17 protein-coding genes are annotated in these 15,358 nt (G+C 53.6%); 3 read left to right on the forward strand and 14 right to left on the reverse strand.

Annotated elements, in window-relative coordinates; all coding sequences use genetic code 11:
• Positions 1-157 precede the first annotated feature (157 nt).
• Together EP25_RS0111280 and EP25_RS21940 are read left to right on the forward strand one after the other, a co-directional pair.
• Positions 158-1,144, forward strand: a complete 987-nt coding sequence (locus tag EP25_RS0111280; RefSeq protein ID WP_031433981.1) for an integron integrase — start codon at positions 158-160, stop codon at positions 1,142-1,144.
• 480 nt (positions 1,145-1,624) lie between these two features.
• The gene (locus EP25_RS21940) at positions 1,625-2,473 is read left to right on the forward strand and encodes an IS110 family RNA-guided transposase (RefSeq protein ID WP_051906584.1); all 849 of its coding nucleotides are present in this window, start codon (positions 1,625-1,627) and stop codon (positions 2,471-2,473) included.
• Positions 2,474-2,659: 186 nt separating this feature from the next.
• Here the strand turns inward: EP25_RS21940 and EP25_RS0111290 are convergent, their stop codons facing one another.
• The 14 genes from EP25_RS0111290 to EP25_RS0111355 are packed head-to-tail and all read right to left on the reverse strand — an operon-like array spanning position 2,660 to position 14,676.
• Positions 2,660-4,189, reverse strand: a complete 1,530-nt coding sequence (locus EP25_RS0111290) for a phytoene desaturase family protein (RefSeq protein ID WP_051906586.1) — start codon at positions 4,187-4,189, stop codon at positions 2,660-2,662.
• On the reverse strand, positions 4,186-4,608 hold the full coding sequence (locus EP25_RS0111295; RefSeq protein ID WP_031433983.1) for an acyl-CoA thioesterase: 423 nt from the start codon (positions 4,606-4,608) through the stop codon (positions 4,186-4,188). The genes EP25_RS0111290 and EP25_RS0111295 overlap by 4 nt, the downstream gene beginning before the upstream one ends.
• Complete coding sequence (locus EP25_RS0111300) at positions 4,601-6,130, reverse strand: HAL/PAL/TAL family ammonia-lyase (RefSeq protein WP_031433984.1); 1,530 nt, start codon at positions 6,128-6,130, stop codon at positions 4,601-4,603. The genes EP25_RS0111295 and EP25_RS0111300 overlap by 8 nt, the downstream gene beginning before the upstream one ends.
• Complete coding sequence (locus tag EP25_RS0111305; RefSeq protein WP_031433985.1) at positions 6,123-7,046, reverse strand: LpxL/LpxP family acyltransferase; 924 nt, start codon at positions 7,044-7,046, stop codon at positions 6,123-6,125. The genes EP25_RS0111300 and EP25_RS0111305 overlap by 8 nt, the downstream gene beginning before the upstream one ends.
• Positions 7,043-7,777 carry a glycosyltransferase family 2 protein gene (locus EP25_RS0111310; protein WP_031433986.1) on the reverse strand — a complete coding sequence of 245 codons (735 nt, stop codon included), beginning with the start codon at positions 7,775-7,777 and terminating at the stop codon, positions 7,043-7,045. Before EP25_RS0111310 ends, EP25_RS0111305 begins: the two co-directional genes overlap by 4 nt.
• A complete protein-coding gene (locus EP25_RS0111315) occupies positions 7,774-9,480 on the reverse strand; it encodes an AMP-binding protein (RefSeq protein WP_031433987.1) in 1,707 nt (568 codons plus the stop codon). Before EP25_RS0111315 ends, EP25_RS0111310 begins: the two co-directional genes overlap by 4 nt.
• Entirely contained in the window at positions 9,470-10,021 is a 552-nt protein-coding gene (locus tag EP25_RS0111320; protein ID WP_031433988.1) for a COG4648 family protein, read from the reverse strand. Before EP25_RS0111320 ends, EP25_RS0111315 begins: the two co-directional genes overlap by 11 nt.
• The gene (locus tag EP25_RS0111325; protein WP_031433989.1) at positions 10,021-10,269 is read right to left on the reverse strand and encodes an acyl carrier protein; all 249 of its coding nucleotides are present in this window, start codon (positions 10,267-10,269) and stop codon (positions 10,021-10,023) included. The genes EP25_RS0111320 and EP25_RS0111325 overlap by 1 nt, the downstream gene beginning before the upstream one ends.
• 7 nt (positions 10,270-10,276) lie before the next feature.
• Positions 10,277-10,534, reverse strand: coding sequence for a phosphopantetheine-binding protein (locus EP25_RS0111330; RefSeq protein ID WP_031433990.1), 258 nt, complete (start codon positions 10,532-10,534; stop codon positions 10,277-10,279).
• Complete coding sequence (locus tag EP25_RS0111335) at positions 10,515-11,297, reverse strand: lysophospholipid acyltransferase family protein (protein ID WP_031433991.1); 783 nt, start codon at positions 11,295-11,297, stop codon at positions 10,515-10,517. The genes EP25_RS0111330 and EP25_RS0111335 overlap by 20 nt, the downstream gene beginning before the upstream one ends.
• Positions 11,281-11,994, reverse strand: a complete 714-nt coding sequence (locus tag EP25_RS0111340) for a beta-ketoacyl synthase chain length factor (protein ID WP_051906590.1) — start codon at positions 11,992-11,994, stop codon at positions 11,281-11,283. The genes EP25_RS0111335 and EP25_RS0111340 overlap by 17 nt, the downstream gene beginning before the upstream one ends.
• Positions 11,995-12,030: 36 nt before the next feature.
• The gene (locus EP25_RS0111345; protein WP_031433993.1) at positions 12,031-13,368 is read right to left on the reverse strand and encodes an alanine/glycine:cation symporter family protein; all 1,338 of its coding nucleotides are present in this window, start codon (positions 13,366-13,368) and stop codon (positions 12,031-12,033) included.
• Positions 13,365-13,943, reverse strand: coding sequence for a DUF502 domain-containing protein (locus EP25_RS0111350; protein WP_031433994.1), 579 nt, complete (start codon positions 13,941-13,943; stop codon positions 13,365-13,367). The genes EP25_RS0111345 and EP25_RS0111350 overlap by 4 nt, the downstream gene beginning before the upstream one ends.
• A 10-nt stretch (positions 13,944-13,953) precedes the next feature.
• Positions 13,954-14,676 (reverse strand): hypothetical protein, encoded by a 723-nt coding sequence (locus EP25_RS0111355; RefSeq protein WP_031433995.1) that lies wholly within the window; start codon positions 14,674-14,676, stop codon positions 13,954-13,956.
• Between the two features lie 330 nt (positions 14,677-15,006).
• Between EP25_RS0111355 and EP25_RS0111360 the strand changes: the two genes are divergently transcribed.
• Complete coding sequence (locus EP25_RS0111360) at positions 15,007-15,198, forward strand: hypothetical protein (protein ID WP_031433996.1); 192 nt, start codon at positions 15,007-15,009, stop codon at positions 15,196-15,198.
• Positions 15,199-15,358 lie beyond the last annotated feature (160 nt).

A 15,358-nucleotide genomic window follows, 5' to 3' on the forward strand; every position in this document is an offset into this window, starting at 1 on the left:
ATTCGCCCTGATAACCTGATATTACCGGTGTTTTCGGGCAAATTTGCCAGCATATTCCAATATCAGGTCATTTTGCCCTGATAAGTTGATATTTACCGGCAAATCTGTCAAATTTACCTGATATTATTGAGCATCAGCATATTTGTTAGCCAAAATAATGTCAACCACTAAAAATGCCAAATTGCTAGACGAAGTAAGAAACGTTATGCGTTTGAAGCACTACTCCATCCATACGGAAAGGACCTACTGCGACTGGATTAAACAGTATGTAAAATTTCATAAGATGCATGATCGCTCCGAGTTAATGACTAGCCCTGAAAGTAAGGTTGAGGAATTTCTCAGTAATTTGGCCATTCGGCGTAATGTTGCTGTTTCCACCCAAAATCAGGCAATGAATGCGCTGGTGTTTCTTTATAAGCAAGTACTGGAAGCGCCATTGCAAAAAACAGTCGACGCCGTGCGCTCCAGTAAAAATCGCAAAATTCCGGTCGTTCTGAGTCAGGATGAAGTCAAACTGATTATCACCTTGCTGGAAGGCGTCCCTCGATTGGTCGTCAAATTATTATATGGCAGCGGACTACGCATAACCGAAGCGCTTCGATTACGCGTTCAAGACATCGATTTCGAATATAAGCAACTGACTGTGCGCTCTGGAAAAGGTAACAAGGACCGCGTCACGACATTTCCAAGTAGCCTGGAAACCGAATTGAAACTCCATTTACAGCGCGTCAAATTAGTCCATGAACAGGATCTGTCCGCCGGATACGGTGCAGTGTATTTGCCCCATGCGTTAAATAAAAAATATCCGCATGCCGAGAAAGAATGGGGCTGGCAATATGCGTTTCCTGCCAGAACATTGTCGACTGACCCTAGATCCGGTGTCACCCGCCGCCATCATATCGATCAGTCTGTTATAAATAAATCCATTAAAGGGGCTGTGCGCCGATTAAATATTACCAAGCGCGTCAGTGCCCATACCTTCCGTCACAGTTTCGCCACACATCTGTTGCAGCGCGGCACGGATATACGCACCATTCAAGCGTTGCTTGGGCATAACGATCTGGAAACGACGATGATTTACACTCATGTGCTAAACCAGGGTGGCCAGGGTACCGTCAGTCCGTTGGATGATTTGGATTTGTGAAACCTTAATAGCAGCGACTTTAGAAGAGAGTCAGTCTCGTACCTTACTCTTCACTTTTAGCCTTAATAGGGAAGCGCTAAGAAGTTTCGATGATTGCTTCCGTTAAATCACCGTCGACGATCATCGGCTTATATAGTCTATCAAAAGCACCTTGCTTAAAATCCGACCGATTAGTGCAGAGTAATAAAACCTATGATTCTGGTGCATGGAATGCACCCTTGTATATTAAAAGATATCTTCAAACACAAGATAATTTAAACCCAAAAGTTTATAGTGATTGTCGATTTCTGGGGAAGCCGTTGCACCCTGAAGCCTTGAGCTTGTGCGTAGATTGGCTCCCCACCCTCGTCATCCATGCCGCGGAGTATCTGAAACCTGTAAGCGAAGCTTCTGAGTCTGCATTCACAAGGACGGCAGATGAAGTGTCAGGGTTGGGAAACCAGCAATCATGATAACAAATAAATCTTAGGAAGATAAAACATGAACTATGTCGGTATTGATGTCAGCCAAAAAGAATTAGTCGTCGTGAACACCCAAGGTAAAGTGGGTCCAGCCAAAAGCTTTGAAAATACAACAACCGGACACCAGGAGATTATTAGGCTATTGGCCAAATTGAAAGGCGAAACGCAGATTTGCTTGGAAGCAACGGGCGTTTATCATTTTGATTTAGCCGTCGCATTGAGTCGGGCCAATGACCTCGAAGTCATGGTCATCAATCCCAAAGCCGCGCATAACTTCGCTCAGGCTTTGATGAAACGGAGCAAGACCGACACCATTGATGCGGCCACTTTGGCGGCTTATTGCGAAAGAATGCCGTTTGAAGCATGGCAGCGTCCGGCCGATGAAGTCATCGCCTTAAGGGCCATGGGCCGACGCATCGCGGCGTTAAATAAATTGAAAACACAAACCAAGAATCAACGCCACGCCTTAAAAGCAACACTGGACACGCCAGATATCGTGATCGAGCAAACCGAAGAATTAGTCAACGTGCTGGAAAAACAGGTTCAGGCGCATCGAGATAGCGCTTTGGAACTGATCCGACAACACGAATCACTGCTGTGCGCCTTTACCTTAATTATCGGTATTAAAGGGATTGCCGAGGCCAGCGCGATACAGCTCTTGGCTGAATTACTGGTCTTGCCTCAAGACATGAGCGCAAAACAATGGGTGGCTTATGCGGGGCTGGATCCTCGACACTACGAATCCGGCAGCAGTGTCGCCAAAAAGCCGCGCATTAGCAAGGCGGGTAATAAATATCTTCGCCAAGCTCTATACATGCCCGCTTTAGTGGCAACGCGCTATGAACCAAAATTACCACCACTTAATTGAAAACAACGGGCTGAAGAAGCTACAAGCCCTTTGTGCTGTGATGCGAAAACTGTTGCATGCCATCCATGGTATGTTGAAAACCAATAAGGAATTCGATGGCTCTCGTTTTTATACGATACCTGCCGATTCCTCTAGCTGAAGATTTTAAGTCTTTAGCCGAATAGGCCTTGTGTTTTAAGAGAGTATCTACGATGGCGCCTCTTCATTCTCCTGCAATTCCCGCCAAAACTCCCCCTGTTTTCGTATCCCAATCACCTTCTGCGCGGCCTGCACGCCGGAAACGCTGACGCCGTAGACGCCGCCGCCGGGCGAGGTCCAATGGCCGGCGAAGTACAGGCCTTTGAGCGGAGACTGGTTGGAAATGCGGGCCGGACCGACCTGGTCGGGAGAGACGTCCCAACCGTAGGCGGCGCCTTGGTAGTTTTGCGTGTAACGCCGCATCGTCGCCGGCGAACCGCCTTCGATAAACAGAATATGTTGTTGCAGGCCGGGAACATAGTGTTCGGCGATTTCCAGCATCTTGCTCATATAGCCGGCTTTGGCCTGTTTCCACGTTTCGGCCGCCTGATACGGCAGCAGCGTCGTCAGCATCAATAGGTGCTGGCCGGGCGGCGCCAATTCCGGGTCGATCAGCGTCGGCGCGGTGATGCTGAGCCAGGTAATGTCGCCGGCGGCGGTGCGGGCGAAGTTATGGTCGTGGTCGACAGCGCGATAACAAAACGACTCGTGAGCGAGGTTCATCGCCGCCAGATCGAGATCGGTGGCAATGTAGACGACAAAGATCGACAGCGAGTGCCGCATCTTCTTGATACGCCGGATATAGCGCGGCGGAAAGTGCTGCTCGCCAACCATCTCGCAGACGGTATGGCGAATATCGGCATTGGAAATGACCACCGGCGCCGACAGGCGCTGGCCTCCGGCCACGACGCCGAAGACCCGGCCGTCCTCGACCAGGATCTTTTCGGCCTTCGCCCGGAAGCGAATCTCGCCGCCGTGTTTTCTAAAACCGTGGACCAGCGTGTCGGCCAATTGCTGAAAACCGCCCTGACAATAATAGGCGCCGTCGACCATGTAGCCGATCAGCATCGTCGACCAGTAGACGAAGGATACTTGCGAAGGCGGCAGGCCCAGATAGGGCCAATTGCTGGCGAACAAGGCCAGCAGTTTCGGTTCCTTGATGAACTTGCTGGCGACCTCGGCCAGCGTCGCCTTACGGTATTCGAAAAGCGCCGGCAGCAATTGTAGCGCCCGCTCGTGGTCGAGCTCGGCTATCATCTCGTCGGCCACGGTGATTTCTTGGGCCACTTGCAGGCACAACCGGGTCAGTTCTTCCAGGCCCCGGCGCTCCTCGGGAAATCGTTGTCCCAGCTGGGCGACGAAGGCCTCGATCGTTTGCGGCAGAGCGGCATCGAAACCCGGATAATAGGCGTGGCTGAACGGATCGACTGGAATAAAGCGAATCTCTTTGTCCACCTCCAGTGCCCGCAATACCTTGTGGATGATCTGGCCGCCGCGATAACCGGCTGGGCCGCAGCCGCTGATCAAATGCACGCCGGCGTCGAAGCGGTATTTCTTGCGCTTGAAACCGTGGGCGTAACCGCCGGGGCGGTCGTGGCTTTCCAGCACCAGCACCGCCTTGCCGGCTCTGGCCAGCAATCCGGCGGCGGTGAGTCCGCCGATGCCGCTGCCGATGACGATGACATCGTATTCCGTCACGGCTTCGTCAGTCCCAGTTTTTCCCACAGAATCGCCGGCGATTCGTAACACATCTCCCCGCTGCCGATATCCACCGCAACCTGGTAAGTATGGCCGCGGGTCAGGCGCGCGCCGGTCTCTTTGTCGATGACCTGGTAATTCATGCGCAGGCGGTTTTCCCATTCGCTGATTTCGGCATGTACTATCAATTTCTGGCCGAATTTGGCCGGCTTGGCGTAGCGCACACGCAGGTCGATGACCGGCCAGGCATAGCCGGATTCGCGCATCTGCATATAGTTGTAGCCGATCTTGTCGAGCAAGGCGCAGCGCGCGATTTCGAAATATTTGACGTAATTTCCGTGCCAGACGATCTCCATCAGGTCGACGTCGAAAAACTGCACTTCGACTTCGACCTCGCAGGTAACGATACCTTTAGTCATACAACCTCCATTGGCGCTTGCGGATCAATTGCAGACACAGGCGCAGTTCCTTTTCCAGGGCGCGGTCGCTTTCCAGCAAAGGGAACTTGTCCCTGACTTGGGCCATCGTCTCACTCAAAGCCGAGCTCAAACTTCCCCTATCGCCGCGCAGTTCGACGCCCTGCACTGCCGCCAGCAGCATCGCCGCCGCCGCCTGCTCGGTCAGCTTGATGACGCGCATGCAATCGCGCGCGGCGATCGTGCCCATGCTAACCTTGTCCTGATTGTGACACTCGGTCGAGCGGGAAAACACGCTCGCCGGCAGGGTCAATTTGAGGGCCTCCGCCGTCCAGGCCGAGACGGCGATCTGCACGGCCTTGAAGCCGTGGTTCAGCATCGCCTGCTCGCCCTTGGCGGCTGATAGGTTGGCCGGCAGGCCGTGATTGAACTTGGGGTCCATCAACTGCGCCATTTGCCGGTCCAACAAGTCGGCCAGATTGGCCACCGCCGTTTTCAGGCTATCCATCGCGAAAGCGATATGGCCGCCGTAGAAATGGCCGCCGTGCAGCACATGCTCGCCCTCGGCGTCGATGATCGGATTGTCGTTGGCGCTGTTCAACTCGTTCTCGACGAACTGTCGCAGCCACGGCAGCGAATCTTCCAGCACGCCGATCACATGCGGCGCGCAGCGCAGCGAATAACGGTCCTGCAGCCGGGCGTCGTTGCGCGGCGTATCGGTCTCTATGTGCAAGTCGTCTCGGATGCGCGCCGCGACCTTGATCTGGCCGGCATGCGGTTTGACCGAAAACAGTTTGGCGTCGAAATGGTAAGCGTTGCCGTTCAACGCGATCGAGGCCAGGCTGGTGATGCGGGTACACAGCGCAGACAAATAACTAGCGCGCCGATAGGCTAGACAGGCCACCGCGGTCATCGCCGCAGTACCATTCATGATCGCCAGCCCTTCTTTCGGTTTCAGCACCAGCGCTTCGATGTTCAGTTTTGCCAACACTTGCGCGGCCGGGAACGTTTCACCTCGATACAACACCTCTCGCTCCCCGGCCAGCACCGCAGCCAAATAGGACAACGGCGTCAAATCACCACTGGCCCCGACCGATCCCTCTTGCGGAATCAACGGCAACACGTCGTGTTCCAACAAGTCGGCGATCCGCTGAAGCAAGGCATAGCGTACGCCGGAATAGCCCTGAGCCAAGCTGTTAAGGCGCACCGCCAGAATCGCCCGGGTCTGTTGCGAATCGAAATATTCGCCCAATCCGCAGCCGTGAAACGTATAAAGATGTTTCGGCAATTCGCCGACCTTGTCCAGCGGAATCGACACCGAGCAGGAATCGCCGTATCCGGTCGTGACGCCGTAGACGTAGCCTTCCTCGCGCAGCAGCGTTTCGATAAAACGGGCGCCTCGGTCGATGCGTTCGACAAAGGCCGGCGCGTCGCTCAGTTGCAGCCGCGCGGCGCCGTCGGCCACCCGGCAAATGTCCTCGATCGTCAGCCTGTCTCCATCGACCAGCACGGTTTGTCTAGTCATTTTCGTCCATCCAGAAATCATAAAAATTGAACCATTGCAGCGGTTCTTTCAAACAGTATTGCTGCAGGCGGTCGGCAAAATCCTGGGCATACCGCTGCAGCGCTTCCTCGCGTTGTTTTCTCGGCAATGTCACGGCATCGCTGAAATGATCGAAATAAATGACATGCCTGTCTCGTCGCTTCAAGCAAAACAAGGTATAAACCGGGCATTTCAACAGCGATGCCAAAATGAACGGCCCTTGCGGAAACAATGCCTGCTTACCCAAGAACTCGGCCCGGCTTACCCGGCTCTGGCCGCTGACCGGCGTCCGGTCGGCGGCGATAACGACCAGCTCGCCGGCCTCGATCTTGTCTTGCAGCAGCATCGCGGTGGCCGAATTGATTTCGGTCACCTGCAACAGATTCATGCGTCCCGGCTTGGCGTAACGGTTCAGCAAGGTGTTGAATTTCTCCGCATGTTTGGTGTGGACCAGCACGTTGACCGTCACTTTTTTGCCCAAGTAGGCGATCACCCGGCCGACTTCCAGGTTACCCAGATGAGACCCCAGAATCAGCAATCCTTGGCCCCGACTGGCATGCTCTTGTATCGCCTCGCGACCGTAGTGGTCGACGTCCTTAAGAGTGATCGCACCGCTCCAGGCCGCCAGTTTGTCGATGATGGCGTTGGCAAAGCTAATGAAATGCAGGTAACTGCCGTACAGGCCGGTGCTGAGCGAATTTTCCGGCAAATAGGCCCACACCCGTTGTAGATAATTCCGGCTGGCCCGCCGCCCCTTGCGATTGATCAGCCAGTAATAGCTGACCACCGGATAGAGGAAGATTTGCAGCACGCCGCGCCCGAACCACAAATAGATCTTTAACAATGCCTGCATGCCCCAGACGATGCCGCGCTCCTCCAACTGTGCCCAATGTTTCATCGCAAGTGCCTCAACAACAATATTGGTAGCCGCGGCAACATGGCGAAGAACAATTGCGCATGCTTGCGGGAAATCAGCAGATTGTCCTTGAGCAATTGAAAATGCGACACGCCGTCCAACGGATACTGCACCTCGGTATCGAGATTGATCACCTCGACACCCTGCCAATACAGGCGTACGGCGATTTCGATGTCGAAATCCATGCGCCGCCCCAATCTTACCGAATGCAACAATTTATCGACCGGCGCCAGCGGATAACAACGGAAACCGCACATGCCGTCGGCGATCGCCAAGGACAGCGTGTTGATCCAAATCCACAAATTGGTGAACTGGCGGCCGTACAATCGCCCTTTCGGCACCGTTGCATCGAACCGCGGCTCGCCCAGGATCAGCTTCTCCGGCTGTCGTTCGGCTGCCTCTAAGAAACGCGGGATATCGTCCAGTTTGTGCTGGCCGTCGGCGTCGACTTGCAGGGCATGCGAATGGCCGTCGGCGATTGCCCGGCGCAAGCCGGTCATGACCGCGGCGCCCTTGCCGCCGTTTTCAGTCCGTTCCAGCAGCGTGATCCAGTCTTGTTCCCGCTCAGCCAGTTCCCCGAGTACTTGCGTGCAGGCCGCAGAACTGCCGTCGTTGACCAAATAACAAGGCAAACCATATGGTTTCAGCTGCGAAACGACCCGGCCGATGGCCTCCTGGTGATTGTAGACGGGAATGATCACGCAGTATTTCATGAGCGCTCTCCGTACACCATACGCCCGGAACTGTGCGAATCGAGCGCGGAAACCACCTCGAAATGCAATTTGCCGGATTCCCGTTTCCATTCCAGCGTCAATGTCAAGTGCGCGCCCGGCTGGATGATCTTTTTGAATTTGATCACTTCCATCGTCAAGAACGGCCTGTCGATGGCGAAAAAGATTTTTCCGTAGCGCTCGACCCAGGCCAGTTGCGCGACGCCGGGCAAGATGGGCTGTCCCGGGAAATGGCCGTCGAAATAAACCAGGCCGGGACGCACGCGCAGTTCCAGCACGACCTGGTGCGCGCTATGCCGGCAGGAGAGTAATTGCGGAAACTTGCTAGGTTCCAAGCGCCACAACTGGGCCAGCAGCGCGGTGTCGACCTTGCCTTGAGCGGTCTGCGGCATCGCATCCATGAACAGCCATTTGCGCGGCAGCACGACGGTCTCGAAGTCCTGCATCAAGTGCCGGCGTAATCGACGGATCAAGGCCGACCTTCCTTCCTGCTGCAATAGCGCCATACCGCTTTCCGTCGACACGATCAGCGCCGCGATGCGGTCGCGGCTACCTTCCACTAGCTGGCAATAGGCTTGTTCGACCCACTGCGACCGTTGCAGGGTGCGTTCCAGCTGATCCAGCGACAGCCTTTTTTCCTCGACCTTGACGATGCGGTCCACGCGCCCGGCCAGCTCGAAGCGACCGTCATCGTTCAGCTCGAGCCGGTCATCGAGCAAGCAAGATCCCGGCTCGGGCAGATAGGGGGAAGCGAGCCGGCAGCGGCCTTGGTCGTCGAGACCCAATTCGATACCGGGAAATGGCATCCAGCGACGGACGATTGGCAAGCTGCGCCAACCGATACCACCGGTTTCGGAGCTGCCGTAGATTTCGATGACGGGTTGGCCGGACTCTCGTTCGATGCATTCGGCCGCCGCCACCGGCAAGGGACCGCCGGAGCTGAAGATCGCCGTCAAGCTTGCCAGTTGATTCCAGGCGGTCAGATCGTCCAATCGTTTCAACTGGGCCGGGCTGGCTACCCAATAGGCCGGCAGGATCGCCGCTTTCAGCATCGGTTCCGGACTCAGATACATTTGGCTATGAAAGGTGCGGCCTGCGGCCAGCGGCCAGAGCAGGCGGAACAACAGGCCGTAGATATGCTGATGGCTGACCGTCGCCAGCGCCGAGGCGGAACCCAATAATTTTCCCCATTGGCGTTCCAGCGTCTCCACTTCGTTTTGCAACTGTAATAAACTCTTCGTTATCGCCTTCGGCTCGCCGCCGGAACCGGAAGTGAAAATGGTGAGTTGCGGCCGATGCAAATCTAACGGTTGCAAGGAAAAACCGTTGTCGATGGATGACGCTACGCTTATCCGTCCTTCGTTGCTCTGCGCCCAATCTCCCAATAATCGGCAATCCAACGCCTTCAGTTGTTCGGCCATCGCCGGACGATTATTGCCGGGAATCCAGATCTGCTTGCCGGTATGCAGCAAGGCAAACAAAGCCACGGCGAACGGATAGGAATTTTCGTAATACAAGGCATAGCGCTGCTGAGGCTGAGGCTGTTGCCGCAACGCCGAGGACAACGCCGACACCTCCGCGCAAAATTCCCGCTGGGAGATAGTACGCCCGTCATGCACGGCAACCGTCCGTTCGTCGTCCCTCAATAGACCGACCTCGGTCAGCGAAACCCACTCAGCGCACATGTTCCTGCGTCCTGATCCTGATCCAGTATTCGCCGACCAGCAACAACCCCATCAGCAGATAGGCGACCAAACCGTTATACAGGCTCCAAAAGGCGAAGCTGCCCCATACGGCGGTCGCGAAAGCCAACGCGCCATTCATTAGAAAAAATCCGCACCAGACTTGGGTGACCCTCCGGGTATAACGTACGCCTTTCGGCGGTAGATTGGGATGTTGTAAGCGAGCCAGGCGTTCGATAATTGGCGGCGGAAAATACAGGCTGGCGGCGAATATCGCCAACAGGCCCAGATTGATCAAGGCCGGATAAAAACGCAAGGTCGCTAGATTATTGTTCCAGACGGCAAAGCCGCAATAGAGCAAGACGGCGATGAATAACCATCGACCGCCCCGGTCGACGGCCGGCTTATTCAATTGGCGTCCCAACAATAACAGGGCTAACACGGCGGCAATCTGCCAAGGCTGAACATAATGAATACCGTAATAAACGGCGACGGGATATAACAGCGTGAACACGCCGATTACGCCGTTAACCAATCTGCCCATCACGCATTGATCAATTTATAGACCGCCTCCACCACGTCGTTGACCGTGCGTGCGTTTTTGAAGTCTTCCGGCTTGACCGCCTTGCCGGTCATTTCCTTGAGTTTGACGATCATGTCGACGGCATCAATGCTGTCAAAATCCAGGTCCTCATAGAGCCGCGCGTCCAACGTCACCTCATCGGACTCTATTTCGAACATCTCCTGCATGATGTCCTTAAGCAATTGCAGGATGTCATCACGATTTTTCATACTGTCCTCAATTCCGTTCAGATTCAATAAATTCAGCCAACGCGGCGACCGACGCGAAAATTTTCACGACATCGTCCTTTTCGGCATCGATCCGAACATTATATTTTTTTCTGATCGCCAACCCCAATTCCAACGCATCGATAGAGTCCAATCCTAAGCCTTCATTGAACAATGGCTCCTGACTGTCGATATCGTCGACGCCGATATCCTCCAAATCCAACGATTCGATAATCAATTGTTTTAACTCATTCTCCAAACTGCTCATAGCGTACTCTTTGTTGACTGAAATATTCCTGCAAATAACGGTTAAAGCGGCGCACGGCCACGGTCTTGGGTTCGATCGCCAGAAACTCGTCCAGCGCTAACGCATCGCCAACATGCATCGCCAAATGAAACGGTCGCTTGGGAATTTGATACCATTTTTCCGCCTTGGTCAGCGTGCTGGGAACGCAGGTCAGGGTTACCGGCGTTACGAGGCCATTGGCCTTCAAAGCAATGGCCGCGGCACCGCGCTGAAATTTGTAAGGTCTCCCCGGAACCGAGCGGGTCCCTTCGGGGAAAATGATCAAGGTTCCACCTTGCTGTAAATCGGCGACGCAGTCATCGATCATCTGCACCGGATCGCCGTTGCTGATATAGCCCGCATTGACGATGGGCCCTCTGGTAAAGGGATTATGCCATAACTTGGCCTTGACGATGCAGCTCGCTGCGGGAATCCGGCTGATCAAAAAGACGATGTCGATCAATGTCGGATGATTGGCGATGACCAATTGACCGGGTTTGTTCAGTTTTTCCAGGCCGTTTATTTCATAGGTCATGATGCCGAGGCGATGCATCAGGCCGATGAAGAAATAGAAGCTGTAGTGCACGCATTTCCGCGCCCGCAGCATTTTCTCCCGACGATTACCGGGAACGATATGTAACAACGGAAAAACCAGAAACCAGAGGATGACGCCGCCGAGACCGAAAACGGAAAAACTGAGTCCGGTCGAGAATAGGCGCCAGGCGTAATCAAGCCGCTTGCGCATCTTTCTCCCAACGCCAGCTATGCCGAGGCGTTCTGAGCGTCAAAGTGCGTTGTTGCGCCTCCGCTAAAAAATTAATGAAGGCCGGTAATTGCCAGGGTTGCTCGCCGTCGTCGCCTGTTTCGGACATTGACACCATCCGCAGCGGCAAGCCTTCTCCTTGGCTGCCGATGAGTAAGGCCAGTGCGCCACTTTGCTCTGTCGCTATCTTATAAGGGGCGGTCGGATAAAACGGCAGCACCGGTTCGTCGTAAAACACCAACAGTACTTGCGTAGCCCCTTCATGCAACAAGCCCAAACCTTCGATGAAGGCCGGCGCCATGCCTTCCTCGCCGGGAGCGAGCACCGTGCTTTGCAGTTTGTTTTGCCAGGCCATCGAAAACAATCCGGCGATGGCGTTATGCACCGACAAGCTGAAGGTCGTCGGCGATATATCCTCGCCCGTTTCGAGCATTTCCAGCATGGCGAAGGATTTAGCCAACTCGCCATGGGTGGAACTGAACACGACTGGCACATGAACCGGCTCATCGAGGCATTGTGCCGCGGCGCAAAATACGGTTTTAGCTAAAGGGCTCAAACGGCGTCTTAACAGGGGCGGCACTTTGGCCAACAACTCTTTTTGCTTGATCGCATCCCGATCCGCGTCGGGCTGCAGAGGCGGCCACATGGCCCATTGATATAAAATGAAATCCTGTTGCATGTAGGTTATTTTATTTACAAACCGGCCTTACTTTGCTTAGGCGGTTTTCCAGTAATCTCGGGTCAGGCGAAACAACACCGGGCTTAACAAGGCCAGCGCCAGCAAGTTTGGTAGTGCCATCAAGCCGTTCAAAACATCGGCCAGCAACCAGATCATGGTCAATTTGCCCAGCGCGCCAAAGGGAATTGCGACCAACCACAGTAAGCGATACGGCCAGATTATTTTAACCCCGAATAGATATTCGGCGCAGCGTTCACCGTAATAACTCCAACCCAACAGTGTGGTGAACGCGAACACGGACAAACCGCAAACGACGATATATCCACCCCAACCGGGCAAGCTGCGATCGAAAGCCAGCGTCGACAGGGCCGCACCGTTTTCGCCATCCAGCCAAACCCCACTGATGACAATCACCAACGCAGTCATGCTGCACACTAGCAACGTGTCGATCAAGGTTCCCAGCATCGCAACCATGCCCTGTTGCACCGGATCTTTGGTTTGCGCGGCGGCATGGGCGATCGGCGCGCTACCTAAACCGGCTTCGTTGGAAAATATGCCCCGCGCCACACCGAAACGAATAGCGGCCCAAACGCCGGCACCGGCGAAACCGCCGAAGGCTGCCGTGCCGCTGAATGCGCTTTCGACGATTAAACGAAATGCCCCAGGGACGAGTTCAATATTGCCGCCAATCACATATAGCGACGCGGCTATATAGGATAATGCCATCAGCGGCACCAGCATCGCCGCCACATCGGCGATACGCTTGATGCCGCCGACAATGACGCCAGCCGCCAACAGCGTTATCACCGCGCCGCTGAGAGTAGCAGGGATTTGCAACTGAGTATCCAGCGCGTCGGCCACCGAATTGGCCTGTACCATATTACCGATGCCGAACGCGGCCAACATACCGAACAGAGCGAATAGCCAGGCCAACCACCGCCAATTTTTACCGAGGCCATTATTGATGTAATACATAGGGCCACCGACATGCTGGCCGAGTTCATCGATTTCGCGGTATTTGACCGCCAACACCGCTTCGGCATATTTAGTGGCCATGCCGAATAAGGCCGTCAGCCACATCCAAAACACCGCGCCAGGCCCGCCCATGACGATCGCGGTCGCGACGCCGGCGATATTGCCGGTGCCGATGGTGGCGGACAAGGCCGTCATCAAGGCTTGAAAAGGCGTGATATCACCATTTTGATGCAGTTTCCTGCTGCGCCATAAAATCACCAGAGCCCTGGGTACGAACAGCCAGGGAAACGCCCTGAAGCCGACCGTCAGGAAGATACCGATTCCCAACAAAAGGGCCAACATGACCGGCCCCCAGACGATGGCGCTCAGTTCAGTTAACCAGGACTCCAGTTGTTTCATTTCGGCAGTTCGTTGGCCTCTTGCGACTTATCGTAATCCACGCCGACACTGATGATGAAACTGGTCGCCTGTTCGATATTCATCTGCGATTTTCGCACCTTGGATTCGTGCACGATCACGGTAAATCCGGAGGTCGGGTTGGGAGAAGTCGGCACGAACAAAATATAGCGATCATTTTCCTTGTTGGTGACATAGGCCGGCACCCATAGACCTTCTTTAGGGTATTCAATATAGACCACTTCCCTGGCTTTTTGCGGTTCATGGCCGGAAACCAGGTTGACGATTTTTTTGGTCACCCGATAAATGGTATTCAAAAAAGGAATACGATGGATGATCGCATCGATCGCCGCGATTATGGAAGAGCGTCCCATGCTGACCCTGTAACCGATATAGGCGAACAAGGCGAAACTGATGAAAAATAGCGTGAAAGTCACGGCATAATTCTCGTAATAGCCGTAAACCATTTTGATCAGGTCGGCGAAACGTTCCTTGACGAACCAAACGATCTGCAAAATGACGACGACCGGAATAAACGCCAATACCCCAATTAAGAAGTAATTGAATACTTTTTTCATGTAATCTTCCTCACAACGATTTTGTTATCAGCAAGACTCCCGAAGCCAATAGAAAGGCCGCGAAGAATTTGCTGTATTTATTATTATCAATGCCACTGTAGACCAACTCTTCGGTCAACAGAAATACAATAACGCCAATTTGCAAAAAAGTCGCATGTTGCGAATAAGTCAGTTCGAATTCGCTGCCCAAGACCAACAGAGTCGCCAATTGAAACACGGCGAATGTGGCGTAACAGATCGCTACGGTAACCCGCGTGGTGTGTTTATCGTACCCTTTACCATGGACAATAGCGGTCAACAACGCGCCCCCCAGGTTGGTTAAGCCATGCACTAAGCCCATCGCCGCCAAATAGGCTTTTTCGTATTTCACCAAAGTTTGTAACAGCCGCTCCACGGCCGGCACGAAACTTTTCAAGGCGACAAAAAGCAGGAAAGTACCGACCAACAGCCCAATATTGACTTTGTTGGAGGTGGCGATGAACAAAAACCAAACTACCAAAGGTATCGTGTATAGCAAAACATTCTTGAAAAAATCGATATCTATATAGCGGTAATGTTTCAGGATTTGCAGGGCATTGATCGCCAGCGAAATCGGCAACAGTACGCTGAGCGCATTGACAAAATCATAGCCCAGCAATAGCAACGCGGGTGTCCCGAACAGCAACACCCCGACACCGAACAGCGACTGTATCATCGCGGTAACTAATACTGTGAGCAGTATATCGAGCGGCATTTATCCTCCTTTTTTATCTTTTTTTGTTGGGATTATAAGCGAATATGCCTGCCCAGCCGCAATTTGGCTGCCGATTAGCCCTCTGCCATAAAATCGATTCACTATTGTTTTGAATCAATACCTTGCTTTATGATCTTCCCCCCCCTTTTTCCACGGCAAAAGAACGCTATATAACACGAGGGGATTCATGCTTCAGTCTACCAACGAATCATTGCGACCGGCTTATGCTTGCTGCCTTTTGTTGTGCCAGCCGAAAACAACACAACGCCAGCTGTCGTGTTAACCAATGCCTCATCAATCAGCGGCTATCGTTTAGTACACGAAATATCTGTGAACAGCGGTTATGCCAAACACTATGATTGGCGTCGGCATATCAGACACAAAGCACTATTACAGGCAGAGCAATCCGGAGCCACCCATCTGGTCATCGACCATCTCGACAGCATTGGCGCTTTCAACGGCAAAGCCCACGCTCTGGCTTATCGCTGTCAAAATACATTAACTGGCACCGAAGAAGGTTAATCACCATTGCCAATTATTCGGGCCACTAAATGCTCTTGGGGATCCCTTTTCTGCTTGCCCCATGCAATTTTGTCACTTGTTGGCGACCGCACGCTAGATTTAAAGCAATTACTGGCTTCATGTACATTTACCCCCACAGAGAAACAAAGCTGCTAAACTT

The sequence above is a fragment of the Methylomarinum vadi genome (assembly GCF_000733935.1).
In the GTDB taxonomy this organism is placed as follows: Bacteria; Pseudomonadota; Gammaproteobacteria; order Methylococcales; family Methylomonadaceae; genus Methylomarinum; species Methylomarinum vadi.